Source organism: Bradyrhizobium genomosp. I (2014), from assembly GCF_000261685.1.
GTDB lineage: Bacteria > Pseudomonadota > Alphaproteobacteria > Rhizobiales > Xanthobacteraceae > Bradyrhizobium.
This window is the reverse complement of sequence record NZ_AJQE01000079.1, coordinates 1-21,932: the sequence shown is the minus strand read 5'-3', so window position 1 is coordinate 21,932 and position 21,932 is coordinate 1. Positions and strand designations below refer to the sequence as shown.

Annotated in this window: 24 protein-coding genes; 8 read left to right on the top strand and 16 right to left on the bottom strand. The window is 65.1% G+C overall.

What is annotated here, in order from left to right; all coding sequences use genetic code 11:
- Window positions 1-751, top strand: a 751-nt coding sequence (locus tag IC50_RS07680; RefSeq protein WP_035702598.1) for a lytic murein transglycosylase, incomplete at its 5' end; no start/stop codon positions are given.
- Between the two features lie 62 nt (window positions 752-813).
- Here IC50_RS07680 and IC50_RS41960 read toward each other — a convergent pair.
- Window positions 814-1,077, bottom strand: a complete 264-nt coding sequence (locus IC50_RS41960) for a hypothetical protein (RefSeq protein ID WP_035702596.1) — start codon at window positions 1,075-1,077, stop codon at window positions 814-816.
- A 674-nt stretch (window positions 1,078-1,751) separates the two neighbouring features.
- Between IC50_RS41960 and IC50_RS38950 the strand changes: the two genes are divergently transcribed.
- From IC50_RS38950 to IC50_RS07655, 5 genes are all read left to right on the top strand, one after another.
- On the top strand, window positions 1,752-1,904 hold the full coding sequence (locus tag IC50_RS38950) for a DUF1127 domain-containing protein (RefSeq protein WP_007590701.1): 153 nt from the start codon (window positions 1,752-1,754) through the stop codon (window positions 1,902-1,904).
- Window positions 1,905-2,031: 127 nt separating this feature from the next.
- A complete protein-coding gene (gene trmFO, locus IC50_RS07670; RefSeq protein ID WP_035702593.1) occupies window positions 2,032-3,459 on the top strand; it encodes a methylenetetrahydrofolate--tRNA-(uracil(54)-C(5))-methyltransferase (FADH(2)-oxidizing) TrmFO in 1,428 nt (475 codons plus the stop codon).
- Window positions 3,460-3,466: 7 nt separating this feature from the next.
- A complete protein-coding gene (locus IC50_RS07665; RefSeq protein ID WP_035702605.1) occupies window positions 3,467-4,561 on the top strand; it encodes an AMP-binding enzyme in 1,095 nt (364 codons plus the stop codon).
- A gap of 95 nt (window positions 4,562-4,656) precedes the next feature.
- On the top strand, window positions 4,657-5,211 hold the full coding sequence (locus tag IC50_RS07660) for a CAP domain-containing protein (RefSeq protein ID WP_035702603.1): 555 nt from the start codon (window positions 4,657-4,659) through the stop codon (window positions 5,209-5,211).
- A gap of 78 nt (window positions 5,212-5,289) precedes the next feature.
- On the top strand, window positions 5,290-6,468 hold the full coding sequence (locus tag IC50_RS07655; protein ID WP_035702590.1) for an aminotransferase class V-fold PLP-dependent enzyme: 1,179 nt from the start codon (window positions 5,290-5,292) through the stop codon (window positions 6,466-6,468).
- Window positions 6,469-6,475: 7 nt separating this feature from the next.
- Here the strand turns inward: IC50_RS07655 and IC50_RS07650 are convergent, their stop codons facing one another.
- Genes IC50_RS07650 through yajC form a run of 6 tightly spaced genes read right to left on the bottom strand, consistent with a single transcriptional unit; the run spans window position 6,476 to window position 12,129 of the window.
- Complete coding sequence (locus IC50_RS07650; protein ID WP_035702587.1) at window positions 6,476-7,717, bottom strand: threonine ammonia-lyase; 1,242 nt, start codon at window positions 7,715-7,717, stop codon at window positions 6,476-6,478.
- 45 nt (window positions 7,718-7,762) lie between these two features.
- A complete protein-coding gene (locus IC50_RS07645) occupies window positions 7,763-8,626 on the bottom strand; it encodes a phytoene/squalene synthase family protein (RefSeq protein WP_035702584.1) in 864 nt (287 codons plus the stop codon).
- A complete protein-coding gene (locus IC50_RS07640; RefSeq protein ID WP_035702582.1) occupies window positions 8,623-9,006 on the bottom strand; it encodes an Mth938-like domain-containing protein in 384 nt (127 codons plus the stop codon). Before IC50_RS07640 ends, IC50_RS07645 begins: the two co-directional genes overlap by 4 nt.
- A gap of 60 nt (window positions 9,007-9,066) precedes the next feature.
- Window positions 9,067-10,086: a protein translocase subunit SecF gene (secF, locus tag IC50_RS07635; protein ID WP_035702579.1), complete on the bottom strand. Its 1,020-nt coding sequence runs from the start codon at window positions 10,084-10,086 to the stop codon at window positions 9,067-9,069.
- Window positions 10,087-10,096: 10 nt separating this feature from the next.
- Window positions 10,097-11,701, bottom strand: a complete 1,605-nt coding sequence (gene secD / locus IC50_RS07630; protein ID WP_035702576.1) for a protein translocase subunit SecD — start codon at window positions 11,699-11,701, stop codon at window positions 10,097-10,099.
- 59 nt (window positions 11,702-11,760) lie between these two features.
- The gene (gene yajC, locus IC50_RS07625) at window positions 11,761-12,129 is read right to left on the bottom strand and encodes a preprotein translocase subunit YajC (RefSeq protein WP_027576227.1); all 369 of its coding nucleotides are present in this window, start codon (window positions 12,127-12,129) and stop codon (window positions 11,761-11,763) included.
- Window positions 12,130-12,311: 182 nt separating this feature from the next.
- On the opposite strand from yajC, the gene IC50_RS07620 reads away from it, so the two are divergent.
- Complete coding sequence (locus tag IC50_RS07620; protein ID WP_035702573.1) at window positions 12,312-13,304, top strand: ATP-binding protein; 993 nt, start codon at window positions 12,312-12,314, stop codon at window positions 13,302-13,304.
- A 206-nt stretch (window positions 13,305-13,510) separates the two neighbouring features.
- On the opposite strand, the gene IC50_RS07615 is transcribed toward IC50_RS07620, so the two are convergent.
- Window positions 13,511-14,875: a peptidoglycan DD-metalloendopeptidase family protein gene (locus tag IC50_RS07615; RefSeq protein WP_035702571.1), complete on the bottom strand. Its 1,365-nt coding sequence runs from the start codon at window positions 14,873-14,875 to the stop codon at window positions 13,511-13,513.
- Between the two features lie 109 nt (window positions 14,876-14,984).
- Window positions 14,985-15,635, bottom strand: a complete 651-nt coding sequence (locus IC50_RS07610; RefSeq protein WP_085973621.1) for a protein-L-isoaspartate(D-aspartate) O-methyltransferase — start codon at window positions 15,633-15,635, stop codon at window positions 14,985-14,987.
- A 227-nt stretch (window positions 15,636-15,862) separates the two neighbouring features.
- On the opposite strand from IC50_RS07610, the gene IC50_RS07605 reads away from it, so the two are divergent.
- Window positions 15,863-16,234 carry a response regulator gene (locus tag IC50_RS07605; RefSeq protein ID WP_035702600.1) on the top strand — a complete coding sequence of 124 codons (372 nt, stop codon included), beginning with the start codon at window positions 15,863-15,865 and terminating at the stop codon, window positions 16,232-16,234.
- On the opposite strand, the gene surE is transcribed toward IC50_RS07605, so the two are convergent.
- The 7 genes from surE to IC50_RS07570 form a co-directional block, all read right to left on the bottom strand.
- Window positions 16,231-17,004 carry a 5'/3'-nucleotidase SurE gene (surE, locus tag IC50_RS07600; RefSeq protein ID WP_035702568.1) on the bottom strand — a complete coding sequence of 258 codons (774 nt, stop codon included), beginning with the start codon at window positions 17,002-17,004 and terminating at the stop codon, window positions 16,231-16,233. The genes IC50_RS07605 and surE overlap by 4 nt on opposite strands.
- A 249-nt stretch (window positions 17,005-17,253) precedes the next feature.
- On the bottom strand, window positions 17,254-18,684 hold the full coding sequence (gene serS / locus IC50_RS07595) for a serine--tRNA ligase (protein ID WP_035702565.1): 1,431 nt from the start codon (window positions 18,682-18,684) through the stop codon (window positions 17,254-17,256).
- Window positions 18,685-18,882: 198 nt separating this feature from the next.
- Complete coding sequence (gene tatC, locus IC50_RS07590; protein ID WP_035702562.1) at window positions 18,883-19,695, bottom strand: twin-arginine translocase subunit TatC; 813 nt, start codon at window positions 19,693-19,695, stop codon at window positions 18,883-18,885.
- On the bottom strand, window positions 19,692-20,195 hold the full coding sequence (gene tatB / locus IC50_RS07585) for a Sec-independent protein translocase protein TatB (protein ID WP_035702559.1): 504 nt from the start codon (window positions 20,193-20,195) through the stop codon (window positions 19,692-19,694). The genes tatC and tatB overlap by 4 nt, the downstream gene beginning before the upstream one ends.
- Window positions 20,196-20,287: 92 nt before the next feature.
- The gene (locus IC50_RS07580; RefSeq protein ID WP_018642198.1) at window positions 20,288-20,521 is read right to left on the bottom strand and encodes a twin-arginine translocase TatA/TatE family subunit; all 234 of its coding nucleotides are present in this window, start codon (window positions 20,519-20,521) and stop codon (window positions 20,288-20,290) included.
- A 164-nt stretch (window positions 20,522-20,685) separates the two neighbouring features.
- Entirely contained in the window at window positions 20,686-21,450 is a 765-nt protein-coding gene (gene scpB / locus IC50_RS07575) for an SMC-Scp complex subunit ScpB (RefSeq protein WP_035702556.1), read from the bottom strand.
- A gap of 21 nt (window positions 21,451-21,471) precedes the next feature.
- Window positions 21,472-21,932 (bottom strand): chromosome segregation protein ScpA (locus tag IC50_RS07570; protein ID WP_035702554.1); only part of this gene is annotated, 461 nt, incomplete at its 5' end.

The following is a 21,932-nucleotide window of genomic DNA, read 5'->3' as shown; positions in this document are numbered from 1 at the left end:
GGCGCCCGCCGTTGCTTGCGGGTCTGGCAATTTCGATGCCTGGCTTGCAGATTTCAAGACCGACGCCGCCGCGAAGGGCATCTCGCAGCAGGCCATCACCGCCGGGCTCGCCGGCGTGACGCTCGATCAGAGCGTGCTCAACCGCGACCGCTCGCAAAAGGTCTTCACCCAGTCCTTCGAGGAGTTTTCCGGCCGCATGGTGCCGCCGCGCATGCAGCGCGGCTCCAACAGGATGAAGCAATACGGCTCCGTGCTGTCGCGGATCGAGCAGGCCTACGGCGTGCCCGGCGAGGTCTTGGTTGCGATCTGGGGGCTGGAGACCGATTTCGGCGTCAACACCGGCAAGTTCGGAACGATCCGCTCGCTCGCGACGCTTGCTTACGACTGCCGTCGCTCCGAGCAGTTTCGCGCCGAGCTGATGGATGCGCTGCGCATCGTCCAGCGCGGCGATCTCGCACCGGCCGACATGAAGGGCGCCTGGGCAGGCGAGCTCGGCCAGACCCAGTTCATGCCGTCGTCCTGGATGAAATATGCCGTCGATTTCGATGGCAATGGCAAGCGCGATCTCCTGCATAACGCGCCCGACGTGCTCGCCTCCACCGCCAACTATCTTGCCGGCTATGGCTGGCAGAAGGGCAAGGATTGGCAGCCAGGCAGTCCGAATTTTACGGTGCTACAGCAGTGGAACAAGAGCGAGGTCTATTCCAAGACCGTCGCCTATTTCGCAACCCAGCTGGCACGCGCTCCTTAGACAACACTCGATATAATTCACAGGGCCGACCGCCAGGCGACCGGCCCTTTCTTGGTCCGCGTTCACTTGCCCATGGCGGCGTGCGTCGCCTTGTTCAGGTGCGCGCCGCACGCACGCATTTTGCCGCTGAGCAGCGCGCCCTGCGCCGCCGCGATCTCCTTCTGCGCGACGAACTTGCTGTCGCCGTCGGCCATGTTCTCGATCGCGGTCTCCGTCTTCTCCAGATTGGCCCCGCTGCAGCCGCCCATGGCGTGCTTGGCGGCCTGGACCGGTGCGACCGCGAACGCGGCGGCGGCAATTGCGATAACCCCGAGTAACTTCGTCATGATGTTACTTTCCCTTCTCTTGTTCTTGGGCCAGACCCGGCGACATTGCTGGAATCTGTGTCATGACTTTCCTCCGGATGCGGCAACTTGCCGCAATAAATTCTCCGCGAGAATTGCGTGATGTTGCACGCCGCGCAGAGCCGCATGCGATTGGTCGTCAGGGGACGCACGTATGCCGTGTATGCACCGCATCAAATGGGGCGGTGATTGGCCCCAGGCTTATGGCGACGCATGCACCAGGGTGCGCCGATGCCAATCCTGTCGGGCAGCGCCCGCGAATCGTAGCCTGCGCGGACGGATGACGGATCAAATACTGTAATTTATATTCACTTCTATATCTTACGATTCATGCAATCCATGCATGCGGGACTTGGGCTTACAAGCTAGCGCATCGTGTTGCGGATCATGAGGACGCAACCCATTTCAACCCTCATCGGGAACCGCAACGCCTGTTATAAACCCGTGATTCCACGGTATTTTATTGCAGAACACGGTCACCTCCGCTCAACTCCTGGGCAGGACCGCCAAGAGGTTAATCACCCCTTACCTGCGCTATGCGCGCTTCGCTTAGCTGCATCGCAACATCGGAACTTTCGCACTGCACCACTCTCACCTATATTCATTTCAACGATGAGGCCCGGGCAAGGGCTGAATCGAACTACAGGAGACTACCAATGCTGCTCTCGCTCATCCGCATGATCCAGGCCTTCCGGGACTATCAGCGCAATGTTGCCGAGCTGTCCCAGCTCAGCGATCGCGAACTGGCCGATATCGGCCTCGATCGCTCGGACATCCCGCGCGTTGCCGCCGGCCAGTATCAGGGCTGATATCGTTCAGCCCTTCACCGGAACGGACCGATAGCGCCCGCCTCGTGCGGGCGTTGTCGTTTCTGATGTCAGAAAACTCGATCTCGGCGATTCCACTCTCCGTGGAAAAGCGCTACCTGTCCGCCCCATGACAGGACCCCAATCCAACATCGTCCACGTGATCGGCGCCGGCCTCGCCGGTTCCGAAGCTGCCTGGCAAGTGGCGAAATCGGGCGTGCCCGTGGTGCTGCACGAGATGCGGCCGGACCGCATGACCGAGGCGCACCGCACCGACGGGCTCGCCGAGCTCGTATGCTCCAATTCGTTCCGCTCGGACGATGCCGCCAACAACGCCGTCGGCCTCTTGCATGCGGAGATGCGTCGGCTCGACTCGCTGATCATGCGCGCGGCCGATGCCAACCAGGTGCCCGCCGGAGGCGCACTCGCGGTCGACCGCGACGGCTTCTCCGCGGCCGTGACCAGGGCCCTCAACGACCATCCCCTCATCGAGATCGCCCGCGGCGAAGTCGATGGCCTGCCGCCGGCCGACTGGAGCAACGTCATCGTTGCCACCGGCCCCCTCACCTCGGCGCCGCTGGCCGAAGCCATTCGCGAACTCACCGACGAGAACGCCCTCGCCTTCTTCGACGCGATCGCGCCGATCGTGCACCGCGAGTCCATCGACATGTCGGTGGCCTGGTTCCAGTCGCGCTACGACAAGGTCGGCCCCGGCGGCAACGGCGCCGATTACATCAACTGCCCGATGACCAAGGAGCAGTATGACGGCTTCGTCGCCGCGCTGATGTCAGGCGAGAAGACCGAGTTCAAGGAGTGGGAGACCAACACGCCCTATTTCGACGGCTGTCTGCCGATCGAGGTGATGGCGGAGCGCGGCCCCGAGACGCTGCGCCATGGTCCCATGAAGCCCGTCGGCCTCACCAATCCGCACGATCCCGCCACGAAGGCCTATGCGATCGTGCAGCTCCGTCAGGACAACAAGCTCGGCACGCTCTACAACATCGTCGGATTCCAGACGAAGTTGAAGTACGGCGAGCAGCAGCGCATCTTCCGCACTATTCCGGGGCTGGAGAAGGCGGAGTTCGCCCGCCTCGGCGGCCTGCATCGCAACACCTTCCTGAACTCGCCAAAGCTGCTCGACGGCCAGTTGCGCCTGCGCGCACAGCCGCGGCTGCGCTTTGCCGGCCAGATGACGGGCTGTGAGGGCTATGTGGAGTCCGCCAGCGTCGGCCTGATCGCCGGTCTCTACGCCGCCGCGGACGCGCGCGGCGAGACGCTTGCAAGTCCGCCGAACACTACCGCGCTTGGATCGCTGCTCGGCCACATCACCGGCGGCCATATCGAGACCATCGAGCCGGGCACACGGTCGTTCCAGCCGATGAACATCAATTTCGGCCTGTTCCCGCCGCTCGCGACGGTGCCGACGAAGAAGCCCGACGGCACGCGGCTGCGCGGCAACGAGAAGACGGTGGCCAAGAAGCAGGCGCTGAGCGCACGGGCGCTCGCCGACCTCGATCGCTGGATCGCCGATCACCTGCGCATTGCCGCCGCCGCGTGAGTTTTCGATGAGCCTCCCCAAGGACGATGCCGCAGAGCTTTCGGCGCGCTGGACCGAAGGCGTGCTGCTCAAGCGCGACGTGTTCTCGACTGTCGAGCGCGGCCGCTTCCGCACTGAGAGCGGCGAGATCGACGCGGTGCTGCGCCGGCTCGACGAGGTGCCATGGTGGTCGTTTCTGCTGGCACGCCACCTGTTCGCCCGCGAGAAGCATGCGCTGGTGCGCGCCAAAGGCCTCAACGTCGGTCCCGAACTGCTGTGGGCCGGACGCCGCGCTCTGGTGCGCGGCTTCGTCGACGGCGTCGCGCTGCATCTGGCAAAGCCCCATGGCGATCTCGCCTATTTCCGCTCGGCCAAGATCGCGCTGCGCCGGCTGCGCCGTGCCGGTATCTGCCACAATGATCTCGCCAAGGAGCAGAACTGGCTGGTCGGCCGCGACGGCCGGGCCTATGTGACCGACTTCCAGCTTGCGGCCTGCTTTGCCCGGCGCGGCCGGCTCTATCGCATCCTCGCCTATGAAGACCTGCGGCACCTGCTGAAGCACAAGCGTTCCTACGCGCCGGCGGCGCTGACGCCGCGGGAGCGGAAGATCCTGGCGAAGAAGTCGTTCGCCGCGAGCCTGTGGCTCGCCACCGGCAAGAAGGTCTATCGCGCCATCACCCGCGGCCTGTTCAACTTCACCGACCGCGAGGGTGGCGGCCGGCGGCTCGTCAACGACGCGCCGGTGCTGGCCGAACTGATCCGCCGGAATCCCGCCGTGCGCGACGCCGCCATCGTCGCCTTTGCCGATCGTCGCTCAGGCGTCGGGCTCTACGCCTTCGTCGAAGCCGATCAGGTCGCGCTCGAAGGCCAGCTCCGCAGCGAGCTTGCCGCCGCCAGGGGACCGAAGCCCCCCGAGCATATCCAGGTCGTGCACGCCCTGCCACGCACCACCAGCGGCAAGCCGCGCACCGAGGTGCTGCAACTGGTCGCCATGAACCAGCTCGACCTGATCGAGCCGATGATGAAGAACGAGCAGGACCGTGCCTTCCTCAAGGATATCCTGGAGCAGCGCAAGAACCTGCGCGACCGCTTCAATTTCGAGGCGAACCTGCCGGCGAGCTAGTGTGGCGGTCCGTGCCTTGAAGCCTCCACATTGGCGATAGAGAAGCGGTCGGATCATTCGGGCTTGGCGGGATCATGGGGACTCGGGGGACGATGATGCATCGTGTGGTTGGCGGCCTGATCGCCGGCTTCCTGCTGCTGACGGCTGTGCCAGCCATGGCCGAATCTCCGGCCGAGCTTATCTCCAGCTTCCGTCTCAAGCACGGTGAGGTCCGCGTCGTCCGCGATGCCACCCTCGACCGCATCGCCATGGACCAGGCCCGCGCCATGGCGGCGAAGGATGATCTCAGTCACGACGCGCTCGGGCCCTTCAACCGCCGCGTCGCGCCGGCGGGCGCGGGCCGCGCCGCCGAGAACATCGCCTACGGCTACGACAATTTCGAGAAGACGCTGGGACAGTGGATCGACTCGTCCGGGCACCGCAAGAACCTGCTGCTGCACAACGCCTCCCGCGTCGGCATCGCCAGCGCCAGGAATGCCAGCGGCAAGCGCACCTATTGGGCCATGGTGATCGCCGGCGATTACGAGAAGGGCAAGGGTAAGGGCAAGAAGGACAAGGAGCCGCTGGTTGCCGTGAAGCGCGAGGCGGCGCCCGCAACCAAGCCCAGATCCAGCACCTGCACAATCAAGCTGCTCAGCCTCTGCATCTGAGCCAAGACTGCGCCGTCTTGCTCGCAGTCCTCGACGCGTCTAATTCATGCACGAAGATCGCGAGAAGCGGAGGCGTAAGTGATCGACCTCGACCGGATACGTGCCGACACACCAGCCACCAGCCGGCTCACCTATCTCCACAGCGCCGGCGCGGCGCTCATGCCGACCCCCGTTGTCGCTGCAATGAAGCAGCATATCGACCTCGAAAGCGAGATCGGAGGCTATGCCGCCGCTGACCGCGAAGCCCAGCGGCTCGAAGCAGTCTATGGCTCGGTCGCGCGCCTGCTGAATGCCGCCCCAGACGAGATCGCCCTCGTGGAGAACGCGACGGTTGCCTGGCAGATGGCGTTCTATTCGCTTCCGTTTCGCCGGGGCGACCGGATCCTGACCGCCGAAGCGGAATACGCCGCCAACTATGTCGCCTTCCTCCAGGTCGCCAAGCGCACCGGCGCGATCATCGACGTGGTGCCGAGCGATGCTAGCGGCGAGCTCGACGTGCACGCGCTGGAGCGCATGATCGACCGACGCGTGAAGCTGATCGCCATCACCTGGGTTCCGACCAATGGCGGGCTGGTCAACCCGGCAGAGGCAATCGGCAGGATCGCGCGGGCGCATGGCATTCCCTATCTGCTCGACGCCTGCCAGGCGGTTGGGCAGATGGCGGTCGACGTCGAAGCCATCGGCTGCGACATGCTGTCGGCCACGGGCCGCAAATTCCTGCGCGGCCCGCGCGGCACCGGCTTTCTCTACGTCCGCCGCGCACTGCTGCAGCAGCTCGAGCCGCCGATGATCGACCATTTTGCAGCGCCCTGGGTCTCTCGCGATGAATATCGGCTCCGCGACGATGCGCGCCGCTTCGAGACGTGGGAGAATAATTACGCGGCCCGGCTTGGGCTCGGCGCTGCCGTCGACTACGCCCTCGAGATCGGACTCGCTCCGATCGAAGAACGCAGCCGCCTGCTTGCCAGCGGCCTGCGCTGCGGGCTCTTCAGCATTCCCGGCGTCATCATTTACGACCTCGGACGTGCGCCGGGCGCAATCATCAGCTTCACATTGGATGGATATGAGGCGGAGGCCATTGTCAGCAGCGCCGCGACGACGGGCATCACAATCGGCGCTTCAGAGCCGTCAAGTACCCGCATCGATGCCGAGATCCGCGAGCTGCCGCCGCTCGTGCGGGCTTCCCCCCACTACTACAACACCCAAGCCGAGATCGACCGGCTGATCGACCACGTCGCGGATTTGGCGTCACGTTAGCGCGTGCTCAGGTGCAGCGCGCGCTCAGGCCGGATGCGTTGAGCCTGGCCATCACCTCGTCGAGATGGGCGGCATCGCGGGTCTCGATGACCAATTGCAGGAGCGTCGCCTTGGCCGGCAGGTCGGAGAAGGTCCGCTGATGCGAGACTTCAATGATGTTCGCACCCGCCTCGGCCAGCAGCGCTGCCACCGCCGCGAGCTGCCCCGGCCTGTCGGGGATATCGAGCGACAATTGCGTCAGCCGTCCCTCGCGCGCCAACTCGCGGGTGAGGACGGAGGCAATCAGCCGCGTGTCGATATTGCCTCCGCTCAACACCAGGCCGACCTTCTGGCCGGCAAACCGGGACGGATCGGACATCAGCGCGGCGAGGCCCGCGGCGCCGGCGCCCTCGACCACCGTCTTCTCGATCGAGATCAGGGTTGCGACTGCGCGCTCGAGCTCGGCTTCGTTGACCAGCGCAATGTCGTCGACGAGGCGGCGGACGATTTCGGTGGTGATCTTCCCCGGCGATTTCACCGCGATGCCTTCGGCGAGCGTGTCGCCGCGCACAGGCAAATTGCCGTCATGGATCGCGTTGTACATCGAGGGATACAGCCAGGCCTCGACGCCCAGGATCCGCAGCGACGGCTTGATCGATTTCGCGGCAATGGCAATGCCGCTGATCAGACCGCCGCCGCCGATCGGAACGACCAGCGTGTCGAGATCCGGGACCGCCTCGAGCATTTCCAGCCCGATCGTGCCCTGCCCCGCGATGACAAGCGGATCGTCGTAAGGGTGGACGAAGATCATGCCGCGCGCTTCACCGTGACTGCGCGCAAAGGCGGCCGCCTCTTCCAGCGTCGCGCCCGTGACCACCACCTCGGCGCCGTGGTGCCTGGTGTTCTCGATCTTCACCATGGGCGTGCCGATCGGCATGACGATGGTGGCGGGAATGCCGAGCCGCTTGGCGTGGTAGGCGACGCCTTGCGCGTGGTTGCCCGCGGACATTGCGATCACCCCCCGCGCGCGCTCTTCCGGCGTCAGCGCAGTGAGCCGGTTGAGCGCGCCGCGCTCCTTGAACGAGGAAGTGAACTGGAGATTCTCGAATTTGAGCCAGATGTCGCAGCCGCAGATACTGCTCAGCGTGCGGCTATGGCTGCAGGGTGTCTCGACGACGGCGCCCCTGATCGTCTCAGCCGCGGCATGAATGTCACCCGGCGCGACCGGAAAGCCGCTGAGATCGGACGTGCTTTGGGACAAATCGGCCATGGGACAGCATAGAGCATTTGGCCGGCCCAGGCGATAAGCCAGCCTCTATTTGGTAAATTCACGCAATCGCGAGGCGCGCCACAATGTCCAGAGCGTGCGCAGCCGCGACGATGGCTGCAGCGTAAACGGGTTGCGTCCCGGACGTGACAGGCGCTTGAGATCGGCGCGCGCCTGGCTCAGTGGCAGAAACGCCGGCCGCACGGACGGCGCCACCTGCGCCAGCAGCGACGAAGCCGCCGTCATATGCTGCCGGGCTTCTCCCGCAAGCTGCTCCAGCACGGCATGGAGATTTGGTGTCTCCTTGCCGGCGAAGACGTCCTCCATGCTGCAATCGTGCCTCGCCATCACCTGCTGCGGCAGGAACAATTGCCGATGCGCGGCATCGCGCGGCAGATTGGCGATGACCTGCACGATGCCCTGCGCCAGCCCGGCATGGCGGGCGAGATGCTCGACCGCCTCCGACGGCGGTCCCAAAACCTGCGCCGCCAGACCGAACAACGCCGACGAGGTTGCGGCCAGATACCCCTCCAGCGCGGCCATGGTCGGCATCGGGTCGTTGTAGAGATCGAACTGGTGCTCCTCGGCAAGCAGCGACAGCGGCTCGACCGGCAGGTCGAAATCGCGGATCGCGCGGAGCAGCTCGGCCGCGACCGGATTGCCCTCGGCGCTGCCATGGACATGGCCCGACAGCATGTCCGTCCACCATTGCAGGCGGATCTCGCCGGGCAAGGGTTGGCTCACGTGGTCGCGGACGCGGACGATCTCGACGTTGAACGCATACAGCGCCAGCAGTGCGCGGCGCTCGGCGGCTGGCGCGAACAGGGTCGCGGCGTAGCGCGGAAAGTCATGGCTGCGCACGAGATCGGCGCAGAACGCAACGGAGTCGGGCAGCGGCGCAGGGCTGCTCATGGCACTGCGATCAGCGCAGCGGCAACCCGCCGCCGTTCGCCGATCATGATGTTGTAGGTCCGCACGGCGGGCCCGGTCTGCATCGTGTCCAGCACCACCCTCACCGCCTTGAGCGCCTGACGCAGCTCCGGGGGCGGCAGCCAGGGCCCGGTTCCGGTGCCGACCAGGAGGGTGTCGATGCTGTTGGCGGCCGCGAAGACCCGATCCAGCGAATAGCGGTCGATCTTCGCGGGGTCCGTCACGTCCCAGGCCCAGATCGCGTCGGGCAGGCAGAGCAACGAGCCGCGATGCGACATGCCGGCGAAGGCGAAGCCGCCCTTGCCATAGGCATCGATCGGCGCCGAGCGCGGGAAATGCGGAGCATTGGGATCGCCGGCCATGAGCTTCGTCCGAATTGGCTTACTGCCCTCGCAAACGCCTGCGACGGCACGAGGTTCGGATCATGCCTTGCTTTTCTTCGCCGGCGTAGCGGTATCGGGCGCATCTTCGCGGTGCTCGCCGACACCGAGATAGATCAGGATCGGGGCCGCAATGAAGATCGAGGTGTAGGTGCCGACCAGCACCACGCCGAACATCATGACCGCGGTGAAGCTGTGGATCGCGTGACCGCCAAACAACAACAGCGCGAGCAGCGCCAGCGTCACCGTAAAGTGAGTGATGATCGAGCGCGAGAGCGTCGAGTTGATGGACTCGTTGAGCAGCTGCGGCATCGGCATCTTCTTGTAGCGCCGCAGCATTTCACGGATACGGTCGTAGATGACGACGGTGTCGTTGAGTGAATAGCCGAGAATGGTCAGAAGCGCGGCGATGCTGGTCAGGTCGAAATCGACCTGGCTGATCGACATGAATCCGATGGTCAGCACGATGTCATGCACGTTGGCGATCATGGCCCCGAGCGCGAACTGCCATTCGAAGCGGAACCAGAGATAGATCAGGATGCCGACGATCGCGAGCATCAGGCCGAGCATGCCGTAGGCCAGGAGCTCACCTGCGACGCGCGGACCGAGCACCTCGGTGCGCTGAATGTCGACGCTGTCGCCGAGCGCGCCACGAAGTTTCTGCAGGGCCGCCTGCTGCGCGGCGTCGCCACCCGGCTGCTCCGCAACACGGATCAGGACGTTCTCGGGACCGCCGAACTGCTGCAGCTGGACTTCGCCCAGACCCAGCGCATCGAGCTTGGTGCGCATCGCCGCGATGTCGGCGGTGCCGGACTTCGCCTTTACCTCCAGCAGCGTGCCGCCCTTGAAGTCGATGCCGAGATTCAGGCCATGGGTGAAGAACAGCGTGATCGCGACGATCGACAGCGCCGCCGAGATCGGAAAGCTGATGCGGCGGAATCGCGTGAAGTCGAAATGCGTGTTGTCCGGAACAATGCGCAGCGACGGCAGCAAGCCGAGGGCCGCAACCACGGTGAGAATGGCAATGAGGACGCCGAGCCCGATGAGAACGGTGTGAGTCACGATCAGGCTCCTAGATCGGCACGCTCTGCGGCCGCTTCCACCGCACCCACCCGGCGACGATCAGCCGGGTCATGGTGAAGGCGGTGAACACCGTGGTGATGATGCCGATGCCGAGCGTCACGGCGAAGCCGCGCACCGGGCCGGTGCCGATGTAGAACAACACCGCGGCGGCAATGAAGGTGGTGATGTTGGAATCGAGAATGGTCGCGAGCGCCCGCTTGAAGCCGGCGTCGATCGCCGAGATCGCGTTGCGGCCGCCGCGCAGCTCCTCGCGGATACGCTCGTAGATCAGCACGTTGGAGTCGACCGCGATGCCGACGGTGAGCACGATGCCGGCGATGCCGGGCAACGTCAGCGTGGCGTTGAGCAGCGACAACAGTCCGAAGATCATGGCGACGTTGATGGCCACCGCGACGTTGGCGAACACCCCGAACAGACGGTAGGTCAACAGCATGAAGACGATGACGAGGATCGAGCCGACATAGGCCGCAAGCTCGCCCTTCTCGATCGAATCCTGGCCGAGGCCCGGACCGACGGTGCGCTCCTCGACCACCGTGAGCGGCGCCGGCAGCGCACCGGCACGCAGGAGGATCGCGAGGTCGTTGGCCGATTGCACCGTGAAATTACCGGAGATCTGGCCCTGGCCGCCGGTGATCGGCTCACGGATGACTGGCGCCGAGATCACCTTGTTGTCGAGCACGATCGCGAATGGCAGCCCCACGTTCTCTTGCGTCGCCTGCGCAAACTTGCGTGCACCCGACGTGTTGAACTTGAAGCTGACGACCGGCTCGCCCGTACGCTGGTCGAAGCTCGCCTGGGCGTCGGTCAGGTCGCCGCCGGCGACCAGCACCTGCTTCTTGACCACGTAAGGCGTGGGCGGCGGCGATGCGCTCATCAGCAGCTCGGATTCCGGCGGCAACCTGCCCTGCTGCGCCTGATCCGGCGGCACGGAGGTGTCGACCATGCGGAATTCCATCTTCGCGGTCTTGCCCAGCAGTTCCTTCAGGCGCGTCGGGTCCTGGAGACCCGGGACCTGCACCAGAATGCGGTCGTTGCCCTGGCGCTGGATGACGGGCTCGACGGTGCCGAGTTCGTTGACGCGGCGTTCGACAATCTGGATCGATTGCTCGATGGTCTTGCGCATGCGGTCGAGCATCGCGGCCTGCGGGATGCTCAGGCGGATCACCCCGCCGCCGGCATCAGCCACATCGAGGTCGCGCTGACCGCTCGATCCCATCAGCCCGCCGAGTGGCTGGGACAATTCGCGCAGCTTGGCGAGAGCCGGCTGCGCGTCGGCTTCCTTGGTGATGCGAACCTCGACCGCATCATTGCGCACCGTGACGCCGCCGGTGAAGCCGATCTTGGCATCGCGCAGCGTCCGGCGAACGTCGTCGCGGACCTGGTCCAGTCGCTCCTTCTTCACGTAGCCGGAATCGACCTCGAGCAGCAGATAGGAGCCGCCCTGGAGGTCGAGGCCGAGCACGAGCCGGCGCTGCGCCCAAGCGGGCCAGGTCTTGACCTGCGCCTCGGGGAAGAAGTTGGGGACCGCGCAGAGGCACACGATCAGCGCCGTCAGGATAATCCCCAGCGCCTTCCACCGCGTGAAATACAACATCGACTGGACCTGTCAGATCGGGAGACTTGCAGGAGACTTATAGAGACTCGCGCGAGCGCTCACTTCGCCGCGGTGTCGTCCTTGGCGCTTTCCTTTGAGCTTTCTTTCGCAGGCTCGCCCTTGGCTCGCACGCCGGAGATCATCTGGCGCATCTGCCGCACGCGCACGCCGTCAGAAATCTCGAACTCGATCTGGTCGTCGTCGACGACCTTGGTGACCTTGCCGACGAGACCGCCCGAGGTCACGACGGTGTCGCCGCGGCGGATGTTCTTCACGAGCTCGGCGTGGTCGCGGACCTTCTTCTGCTGCGGACGCAGAATCAGGAAGTACATGATCACGAAGATCAGGGCGAACGGCAGCAGCGACATCAACATGCTGTTGGTGTCGCCGGCGCCCGCGGCCTGGGCATACGCAGGGGTAATCAGCATTCGGACGATCCTCGTGAGAACGGGAGAAAGCCGGTCAGGCCCTCGAAGGCGACCGGTTCGGTCAAATTCGCGCGGACTATAGCGGCCATTGCCCCAATTGCAACGCTGCCAGACTGTCCTTTTGGATCACCTTGCGGCGCACCGTCAGGCCCGATAAGGCTGCATTCTCAGGAACTTCGGACATGCCAAAAAAACCAAGCAAAAGCCCGGCCGGCAAAGGCCGCCACACCCCTGCCAGGAAGCCCGCCCGCGTCGCGGCAAAACGCCCCACGGCGGCCCCCAAGGCCGTCGCCAATCCAGCCCCGGACCTCTCCCAGGAGCGCATCGTCCGCGCGCTGGAGACGATCGCGGCGCACCTCTCCGCCCAGGGCAGGCCGGCCGTCGAGCGCGAGTCGTTCGAACGGGCGGATGCCTATGTCTGGCATCCCGACGGGCGCCTTGCGGCCGTGCCGCGGGTCAGCCGCGTCGAGCTGTTCCTGCTGAAGGGCGTCGACCGGATGCGCGACATCCTGATGGAGAACACCGAGCGCTTCGCCGATGGCCTGCCGGCCAACAATGCGCTGCTCTGGGGCGCACGCGGCATGGGCAAGTCGTCGCTGGTGAAGGCGGCGCATGCCAGCATCAACGCGGAGCGCAAACCGGCCGACAAGCTCAAGCTGATCGAGATCCACCGCGAGGACATCGAGAGCCTGCCGGCGCTGATGGAGCAGCTGCGGGCCTCGTCCTTCAGCTTCATCGTGTTCTGCGACGACCTCTCCTTCGACGGCAACGACGCGTCCTACAAGTCGCTCAAGGCCGTGCTCGAAGGCGGCATCGAAGGCCGGCCCGAGAACGTCATTCTCTACGCCACCTCCAATCGCCGCCATCTGCTGGCGCGCGAGATGATCGAGAACGAGCGGTCGACCGCGATCAATCCGGGCGAAGCGGTCGAGGAGAAGGTTTCGCTGTCGGATCGGTTCGGCCTCTGGCTCGGCTTCCACCGCTGCAGCCAGGACGAATATCTCGCCATGGTGCGCGGCTATTGCAGCCATTTCGGCATCAAGGTCGACGACGAGGCGCTGGAGCGCGAGGCACTGGAATGGTCCACGACCCGCGGCTCCCGCTCGGGCCGCGTCGCCTGGCAGTTCGTGCAGGAACTGGCGGGGCGGCTCGGCGTGAAGCTGACGGCGAAGTAGCGGACGGTCTTGCCTCACCCACAATTGTCATTCCCCGCCTTGTGCGCAATTGCGCACTGGAGCGGGGAATCCAGTACGCCGCGGCTTGGCGGCTAAACAACCGATGTCTCTGGAATACTGGATCGTCCGCCCAGTGCGCAATTGTGCACAAGGCGGACGATGGCAGCGTGTCTTGGCGGGGGTGAGCCCGACCGAAGCGGCTCGCCTCACGCTCCGTTCAGGAATTGGAGCGGGTCAACCGGGGTCGATCCCTTACGGATCTCGAAGTGGAGCTGCGGCGACGCCACCTCCCCGGATTGACCCGACTTGGCAATGACCTGGCCGCGCTTGATGGTATCGCCGCGCTTCACCAACAGCTCACTCGCATGGGCATATGCGGTGACGTAGCCGTTGGAGTGCCGAACCAGGACGAGATTGCCGTAACCTTTCAGCTCGTTGCCGGAATAGGCGACGACGCCGTCTTCTGCCGCCTTGACCGGCGTCCCCTCCGGCACGGCGAGGTTGATGCCGTCATTGGACTTGCCGTTGGTCTTGGCGCCGTAGCTCGTGACCACCTTGCCGCGGACGGGCCAACGGAAGGTCGGCAGCGCGCCGGTGGCCTCCGCGGCCTTCGCCGGCGTCTCGGCGGGCTTGTCTTCGACATTGGCCGTCGCCTGGGCCAGGCGCGCACTCTGGGCCGGCGCGGCGGCCGCCATCTTGGTGGCGGGCGCGGGAGCGGCCGCGACGGGCTGGAGCGTCCCCGCAACGGACGCGGCTGCGACCGGAGCCGCCAAGACAGCAGCAGTCCTGGCACCGGGCACGGTCAGCTTGGTGCCGAGCTTGAGTTTCGCAGACGGATCGAGGCCGTTGGCGCGGGCAAGTTCAGCCGTCGGGATATGGTTCTTCCGGGCAATGCTGGCGAGCGTATCGCCGCGATTGACGAAATGGGTGCCCGACGGCGCAGCCATGGTGGCAACCGGCTTCGCAGCAGGAGCTGCCGCGACCGGAGCCGGCGCTGGCGCAGCGGCCGTCGCCGGATGCGGGATGATCAGCTGCTGGCCGGGCGAGAGCGCGCGCGGGCCCTTGTAGCCATTGGCGGCAAGGATCGCCTGCGGCGTGACGTGATAGCGCTTGGCGAGCACGTCGAGCGTATCGCTGGTGCCGACGATGATCTTGGTCCCGCCGGCCGGCTGAGCGGCCGCGACCGAGCGCGACGGCACGGCGGCCGTGGTCTCCAGATGCGGCTGCGCCGGAGGCGCGTAGGAGCCGACGCCGCGCCCGCCACCGGACACGCCGCCACCACCAGCAACGGGATAGGATTGCGGCGCGGACACTGCCGGCGGCGGCAAGGGCTGCGACTGATAATGACCGGGCTGCGTCTGCGGCCGCGCATATTGCGGCAGCTCGCGCTGCGGGGGTGGCGCCTGCTGCACCGATCCGGTGGATTCCGAGGCGAAGGGATTGGAGAAGTTCGACTGGGACAGCCGCGACGACATGTCGGCGCTGCACCCTGCAAAGCTGAAGGAGATCAGCGCCAGCACCGCGACCTGCGGCACGCGGCGCGAGTAAAGCAACTCGGCGACAGCGGACATGGTTACTCACTCGTACGCAACAGAACTGGTGTTTTAAGTAAACACGCACCGAGTAAATAACGGCTTAACCCTCTCAATAAGACGTTGGCGGCACAGCCGATCCGGGATTCTACAGCTCCCGCGCCACGCCGGGCAGTGCCGGCACGAAGCGCACCTCGACGAGTTCCTTGCGCTCGATCCCGGTTTCGCGGCGGGTCAGGCGGGTCAGCGTCTGGACGCCCTGGAGCGGACCGACGGGGGCGATCAGGATGCCCCCGACCTCCAGCCGCTCGACCAGGTTCTCCGGAATCTGCTCCACCGCCGCGGTGACGATGATGCGATCGAACGAACCGATATTGGGAGGCAGACTGAGACCGTCGCCGAGCATCACCTCGACATTGTGACAATCGAGCTTTTCGAGTCGGGCGCGTGCCGTGTCGGCCAGCTTGCGATAGCGCTCGACGGTCAACACCTGGCCGGCGAGCCGCGACAGCACGGCAGCCTGGTAGCCGGAGCCGGTGCCGATTTCGAGCACCCGGTGCTGCTTCTGGAGCTGGAGCTGCTCGGTCATGTAGGCGACCACGAACGGCTGGCTGATGGTCTGCCCACAGGCGATCGGCAGCGCGCTGTCACGATAGGCGCCGTCGCGATCGGTCTCGTCGACGAACAGCTCGCGCGGCACCGCCTCCATGGTCCGCAGCACGGCCTGATCGCTGATGCCCCGACGCCTCAGCGTCAGCTGAAACATCATCTTTTCCGGCGGATGCTGATGGGACGTCATTGCTGCTGTTGCTCATCTCGTCTGGCGGGTCGCCGTACTGCATCGCAAGAACCCGAGACGAGAATCTTGTTCCGGCTCAGGAACTCATGATAGCCTTTCGGCATAGCATTTGACCACAACGGGCTTTCAAAGCGCTAAGCCTCTTGCGGATTTGCGTTCGCCGAAACGCGCATTGCGTCACTTATCGTTATCTGCAAACGTTCGCGAGTATGGGCAAGGACTCACCTATGACTCCGACAGGGCTTTCGGGCCGCTCTGTTTTCCTCGTCGAGGACGAGGTCATGATCAGAATGATGGTCGCGGACATGCTGGAGGAGCTCGGCTACAAGGTTGCCGCCGAAGCGGGCGATATCACCGAGGCCATGCGGCTCGCGCAATCCACCCAGTTCGATCTCGCCATTCTCGACGTCAACGTCAACGGCAAGGTCATTTCGCCGGTGGCCGATGTCATCATGGCGAAGGGCTGCCCGTTCATCTTCGCCACCGGTTACGGCTCCTCCGGCCTGCCCGAACAGTATCGCGACCGGCCGGCGCTCCAAAAACCGTTTCAGCTGGACGCGCTCGGCAAGACCATCGAAGCCGCCCTTCGCGGCGGCTAACCGCTATTCAGCGTCGCGGTCAGCTCTTCCGAAAAAGCTTCGTTGGTGCGGTCGAGCCTGAGCGGCGTGACGGAAACGTAGCGCTCGCGCAGCGCCGCGAGATCGGTGCCGTCGGCAGGCGTATCCATCATCGCGGTGCGCTCGAAGCCGACCCAGAAATAGGGATTGCCGCGGCCGTCCCGGCGCTCGTCGATCCTGAGGAAACCGAGATTGCGCTTGCCTTGGCGCGTGACGCGGATGCCCAGCACTTCCTCCGGCGCGCAGGACGGGAAGTTGACGTTGATGACGGTGTCCTTCGGGACGCCGGCGGCGATCACCTTGCGCAGGATGTCCGGCCCGAATTTGCGCGCGGTGTCCCATGGCGGCCGTTCGCGGGTCTCGACGCTGAACTCCTGCGACAGTGCGAAGGACGGCAGGCCAAGGATGGTGCCCTCCAGCGCGCCGGCAATGGTGCCGGAATAGACGACGTCCTCGGCGACGTTGCGGCCCTTGTTGACGCCGGACAGCACGACATCAGGCAGCTTGGCACCCAGGATGTGGCGGGCCCCCATGATGACGCAGTCCGTCGGCGTGCCGCGCACGGCAAAGTGCCGCGGGCCCACCTCGCGCAGGCGCAAGGGATCGTTCAGCGACAGCGAATGCGACACCCCGGACTGGTCGAGCTCGGGCGCCACCACCCAGACGTCGTCCGACAAGGCGCGCGCGATCTCCTCCACGACCTTGAGGCCGGGAGCGTGGATGCCGTCGTCATTGGTGCAGAGAATGCGCATCGGAAGATCGATTCCTGAAAGCCGGTCTGAGCCGTCTTATCCGGCCAGGGCCGATCAGGCAAACCGGACGATTGCGGTCCGGCGGCAGGTTCCCGGCCTGGTCGTGCCAGCGGCGAATGCGCCATTGCGGCAGGAGGCGCGCGAGGCATTGCTGTCGGCCGCCCCAGAAGATGTCGCGGTGCAAGGCCACGAAAGGTGGGTTCGCGTTGGCGGGCCGGCAGGATAGCCGGCCTTCGGGTCCTCGCGACCCTACTCGCGCGCGATCACCTTCAGCCCGCCCATATAGGGCTGGAGCACGTCGGGGACCGCGATCGAGCCGTCCTCCTGCTGATAGGTCTCCATCACGGCGATCAGCGCGCGGCCGACCGCGGTGCCGGAGCCGTTCAGCGTGTGCACGAAACGCGGCTTGCCGTCGGGGCCGCGCGAGCGCGCATCCATGCGGCGGGCCTGGAAGTCGCCGCAGACCGAGCAGCTCGAGATCTCGCGGAACATGCCGCCGTCGCCCTGCCCGGGCATCCAGACCTCGATGTCATAGGTCTTTTGCGACGAGAAACCCATATCCCCTGCGCAGAGCGTCATGACGCGGTAATGCAGGTCGAGCTTCTGCAACACCTGCTCGGCGCAGGACAGCATCCGCTCCAGCTCGTCCCTGCTCGCTTCCGGCGTCGTGATCGAGACCAGCTCGACCTTGGTGAACTGGTGCTGGCGGATCATGCCGCGCGTGTCGCGCCCGGCCGCGCCCGCCTCGGCGCGGAAGCACGGCGTCAGCGCGGTGAGCCGCATCGGCAATTGCTTCTCGTCGAGGATGGATTCGCGCGCGAGATTGGTGAGCGAGACTTCGGCAGTCGGAATGAGCCAGCGACGGTCAGGATTCTGCTTGTATTCAAAACCCAATACTTCGTGCTTTGCTTCGTGTGCAGCTTCGACGCCGTTCTCTTGGGCAAAATCCAAGATATGCTGCTTTGCGAGATCAAAATTTACGTAGGCATTCCGTATCTGATCATCCTCAGTTTCTACTCGGAATTGATCTGCGCTGAACTTAGGTAGCTGCGCAGTGCCAAACATCACTTCGTCGCGGACCATGAGCGGCGGATTGATCTCGGTGTAGCCGTGCTCGGTCGTGTGCAAATCGAGCATGAACTGGCCGATGGCGCGTTCCAGCCGCGCCAGCCCCTTCTTCAGCACAACGAAGCGCGCGCCGGAGAGTTTGGCCGCCGCCTCGAAATCCATGTAGCCAAGCGCGGTGCCGAGATCGTCATGCAGCTTCGGCGCAAAGCTGTAGTTGCGCTTGTTGCCGAACAAATGGTGCTGGACGTTGCCGTGCTCGTCGATGCCATCAGGCACTTCGTCGAACGGAATGTTCGGGATTGCGGAGAGCTCTTTCGTCAACTCCTCGTCGGCGGCCTTCGCGGCCGCTTCGAGCTCCGGCATCGTGGTCTTCAGCTCGGCGACTTCGGCCATGAGCTTCGCCGCACGCGCCTCGTCCTTGGCTTTCTTGGCGTCACCGATTTCCTTCGAGGCTGCGTTGCGCCGAGCCTGCGCCTGCTCGGAGGCGAGGATCGCCGCGCGCCGCCTCTCGTCGATCGCGAGCAACGAGGCCGACAGCGGCTTCAGGCCACGCCGAGCGAGGCCGGCGTCGAAGGCTTGCGGATTGTCGCGGATCGATTTGATGTCGTGCATGGTCGTGGTCCTGGGTCAGCGCGTAAATCGTCAACGTTTATGCTGACATCTTACATTGGCGCGCCTTCCCCTAGCACTCCGTCATCGCCCGCGAAAGCGGGCGATCCAGTATTCCAGAGACGGCAGTGATTCCACGAGAGGCCGCGGCGTGCTGGATTCCCCGCTTTCGCGGGGAATGACGGCGGAGGTCGGGATGCCCTACTCCGCCGGATTTGCCGGCGTCGACACGTCAGTGCCTGTCGAGGCCTGCGCGGCCGCCGCCTTCTTCTCCACCATCGCCACCGCGATGATCGAGCCCTCGTAGAGGGCCAGCAAGGGAAGCGCCAGCGAGCACTGGCTGAGGATGTCCGGCGGCGTCAGCACGGCCGCGATGACGAAAGCAATCACGATGAAATAGCGGCGCTTCTCGCGCAGCATTTTCGAGGTGACGATGCCGATGCGGCCGAGCAGCGTCAGGATCACCGGAAGCTGGAAGGCGATGCCGAAGGCGAAGATCAGCGACATCATCAGCGACAGATATTCGCCGACCTTGGGCAACAGCTGGATCTGCGCGGTCTCGTCGCTGCCGGCCTGCTGCATGCCGAGCGAGAAGCGGACCAGCATCGGCAGCACGACGAAATAGACCAGCGCGGCGCCCAGCACGAAGAAGAACGGGGTCGCGACCAGATAAGGCAGGAAGGCCTGCTTCTCGTGCTTGTAGAGCCCGGGCGCGACGAACTTGTAGATCTGCGTCGCTATGATCGGGAACGAGATGAAGCCGGCGCCGAACAGCGCGAGCTTGAGCTGGGTGATGAAATATTCCAGCAGCGCCGTGTAGATGAACTTGGAGTTCTCGGGCCCAGCGACCCACACGAACGGCCAGACCAGCACATTGTAGATCTGCTTGGCGAAGAAGAAGCAGAAGATGAAGGCAATGCCAAAGCCGAGCAGCGCCTTGATCAGCCGCGAGCGCAGCTCGATCAAATGGTCCATCAGCGGGGCTTTGCTGGCCTCGATATCGACGTCGGTCATGACGCTTTGGCGTCCTTGATCGCCTCGGATGGCGCGGTGTCCTGCGCAACCGGGGCCTGTTCGACCTCACGGGTGATCGCTAGCGGCTCGTTCGCAGCCGCATGCGCCTCGGCTTCCATGAAGGTCGCAGGCGTCGGCGTCTCCGGCGTCGTGGGCGTAACGGGCGGATCGACGGGGGTGGCCGCAGGCGTCTCGGCCGGCTTGTCCAGCGCATCGACGCGAAGCGCGTCGCTGACGTCCTTCTGGAGCGAGGTCAACGGATTGTTGCTGGTAAAGCCGGTGGCGGCTTCCCTGACCTCGTCAAAGCTCTTCTTGAGGTCGGCCATCTCGGCCTCGCGCATCGCTTCCTGGAACTGCCCCTGGAACTCGGCAGCCATCTTGCGAGCCTTGCCCATCCACTGCCCGACCATGCGCAAAACGCCCGGCAGCTCTTTCGGGCCGATGGCGATCAGGGCCACGACCCCGATGAGGACCAGTTCACTCCACCCGATGTCGAACATGAGGTCTTCCGTTCACGCCAGCCGGAGCCGGCCCAATCCTTGCGCGCAGGATCGGCGCCACTATGCTACCCGTGTCTCGCGTGCTCTCTGGCTCAGACGGCCTTGCTGCCGACGTCGGACCGTGCCGCGGTCGGCGCAGCATTGTGCTCGATCGACTTCGCCGGCTCGGGCTTCTCGGCAGGCTTGTCGTCGTCCTGCATGCCCTTCTTGAACGCCTTGATGCCCTGCGCCACGTCGCCCATCAGATCCGAAATCTTGCCGCGGCCGAACAGCAGCAGGACCACTGCGATCACCAAGATCCAGTGCCAAATGCTGAGTGAACCCATCCTGCAACCCTCCAAACGCATGTGGCCGGGGACCCGGCCGATCTTTACCGAAACCTAGGCTTGGCGGGTGTCAAAAACAAGGACCAAGGCAGCGCCAATTCGCTGTCGGCACTACGCAATCTTGCTAGTGTTAACCGGTCGCAGGGCCCGTAAGCGGACGGGCGTCACTCCTCGGTGCCGGCCTCGCCGCCGCCCTCATTGCCGCCCTCCGACGTCTCTTGGGACGTTTCGGGCTCGACCGCAGGCGCCAGCGCGAGATCGAGGTCATCGCCCGGTTCCAGCGGATCCTCGTCCTCGCGCAGAGCGGGGTCATCGGACGGCGTCGGCACGCTAAATCCGGTGGGCAGGCGCGAATCCAGGAGGCCCGTGCCCTTCAACTCTTCCAGGCCCGGCAGGTCGCCGAGCTGTTCCAGGGTGAATTGCGACAGGAATTCCTCGGTGGTCCCGAAGGTCAACGGACGGCCGGGCGTCTTGCGCCGGCCACGCGGCTTGATCCAGCCGGTCTCCAGGAGCACGTCGAGCGTGCCCTTCGAGGTGACGACACCGCGGATCTCCTCGATCTCGGCACGCGTCACCGGCTGGTGATAGGCGATGATCGCGAGCACCTCGATCGCGGCGCGCGACAGACGGCGGGTCTCGGTGCTCTCCCGCGTCATCAGCCAGGCGAGATCGCCGGCCGTGCGGAACGTCCACTTGTTGGCGACGCGGACGAGGTTGACGCCGCGCGAGGCATAATCCGCCTGCAACTGCTCGAGCGCGGCCTTGACGTCGACGCCCTCGGGCATGCGCTTGGCCAGCGTCGCGGTATCAAGCGGTTCACTGGAGGCGAACAGCAGCGCTTCCAGCAGCCGCAATTCCTCGGGACGCGCCTGGGATTCGTTCTCCATCGGCTCGGCCTCTTCTACCCGCACTTCAGCCAGGCTTGCCATGGCAGATTCTCCTTCTTGCACTTAAGCGACCGGCGCATCGGGCGCGGGAGCTGCGTCCGGGACCGGTTTTGGGCGCCCCTTCCGGAAATAGATCGGCGCAAACGCCTCTTTCTGGTTCAGCTCGAGCTGACCTTCGCGCACCAGCTCGAGCGCGGCGGCGAAGCTCGAGGCGAACACCGTCGCCCGCTGTGTCGGATCGGCGACATGCCGGATCAGGAAGTCGTCGAGCACGCCCCAATCGTCCTGCTCGGTGATGCTGCCGACCAGCCGCTCCAGCGTGGCGCGCGCTTCCGCAAGCGACCACACCGTGCGCTTGGCGAGGTGCACGCTCGCCAGCACGCGCGACTGGCGCTGCGCCGCATAAGCGGTGAGCAGGTCGTACAGCGTCGCGGTGTATTTCGGATGCTTGATCTCGGCGATCTGCTCGGGCTCGCCGCGGGGGAAGATGTCGCGCTGCAATTGCGGCCTGTTCATGAGCCGAT

Bases quoted from the DNA above. Each gene is read 5' to 3' on its own strand.
- IC50_RS41960 (WP_035702596.1), bottom strand. From the start codon at position 1,077: ATGACGAAGTTACTCGGGGTTATCGCAATTGCCGCCGCCGCGTTCGCG.
- IC50_RS38950 (WP_007590701.1), top strand. From the start codon at position 1,752: ATGCTGCTCTCGCTCATCCGCATGATCCAGGCCTTCCGGGACTATCAG.
- trmFO (WP_035702593.1), top strand. From the start codon at position 2,032: ATGACAGGACCCCAATCCAACATCGTCCACGTGATCGGCGCCGGCCTC.
- IC50_RS07665 (WP_035702605.1), top strand. From the start codon at position 3,467: ATGAGCCTCCCCAAGGACGATGCCGCAGAGCTTTCGGCGCGCTGGACC.
- IC50_RS07660 (WP_035702603.1), top strand. From the start codon at position 4,657: ATGCATCGTGTGGTTGGCGGCCTGATCGCCGGCTTCCTGCTGCTGACG.
- IC50_RS07650 (WP_035702587.1), bottom strand. From the start codon at position 7,717: ATGGCCGATTTGTCCCAAAGCACGTCCGATCTCAGCGGCTTTCCGGTC.
- IC50_RS07645 (WP_035702584.1), bottom strand. From the start codon at position 8,626: ATGAGCAGCCCTGCGCCGCTGCCCGACTCCGTTGCGTTCTGCGCCGAT.
- IC50_RS07640 (WP_035702582.1), bottom strand. From the start codon at position 9,006: ATGGCCGGCGATCCCAATGCTCCGCATTTCCCGCGCTCGGCGCCGATC.
- secD (WP_035702576.1), bottom strand. From the start codon at position 11,701: ATGTTGTATTTCACGCGGTGGAAGGCGCTGGGGATTATCCTGACGGCG.
- yajC (WP_027576227.1), bottom strand. From the start codon at position 12,129: ATGCTGATTACCCCTGCGTATGCCCAGGCCGCGGGCGCCGGCGACACC.
- IC50_RS07620 (WP_035702573.1), top strand. From the start codon at position 12,312: ATGCCAAAAAAACCAAGCAAAAGCCCGGCCGGCAAAGGCCGCCACACC.
- IC50_RS07615 (WP_035702571.1), bottom strand. From the start codon at position 14,875: ATGTCCGCTGTCGCCGAGTTGCTTTACTCGCGCCGCGTGCCGCAGGTC.
- IC50_RS07610 (WP_085973621.1), bottom strand. From the start codon at position 15,635: ATGACGTCCCATCAGCATCCGCCGGAAAAGATGATGTTTCAGCTGACG.
- IC50_RS07605 (WP_035702600.1), top strand. From the start codon at position 15,863: ATGACTCCGACAGGGCTTTCGGGCCGCTCTGTTTTCCTCGTCGAGGAC.
- surE (WP_035702568.1), bottom strand. From the start codon at position 17,004: ATGCGCATTCTCTGCACCAATGACGACGGCATCCACGCTCCCGGCCTC.
- serS (WP_035702565.1), bottom strand. From the start codon at position 18,684: ATGCACGACATCAAATCGATCCGCGACAATCCGCAAGCCTTCGACGCC.
- tatC (WP_035702562.1), bottom strand. From the start codon at position 19,695: ATGACCGACGTCGATATCGAGGCCAGCAAAGCCCCGCTGATGGACCAT.
- tatB (WP_035702559.1), bottom strand. From the start codon at position 20,195: ATGTTCGACATCGGGTGGAGTGAACTGGTCCTCATCGGGGTCGTGGCC.
- IC50_RS07580 (WP_018642198.1), bottom strand. From the start codon at position 20,521: ATGGGTTCACTCAGCATTTGGCACTGGATCTTGGTGATCGCAGTGGTC.
- scpB (WP_035702556.1), bottom strand. From the start codon at position 21,450: ATGGCAAGCCTGGCTGAAGTGCGGGTAGAAGAGGCCGAGCCGATGGAG.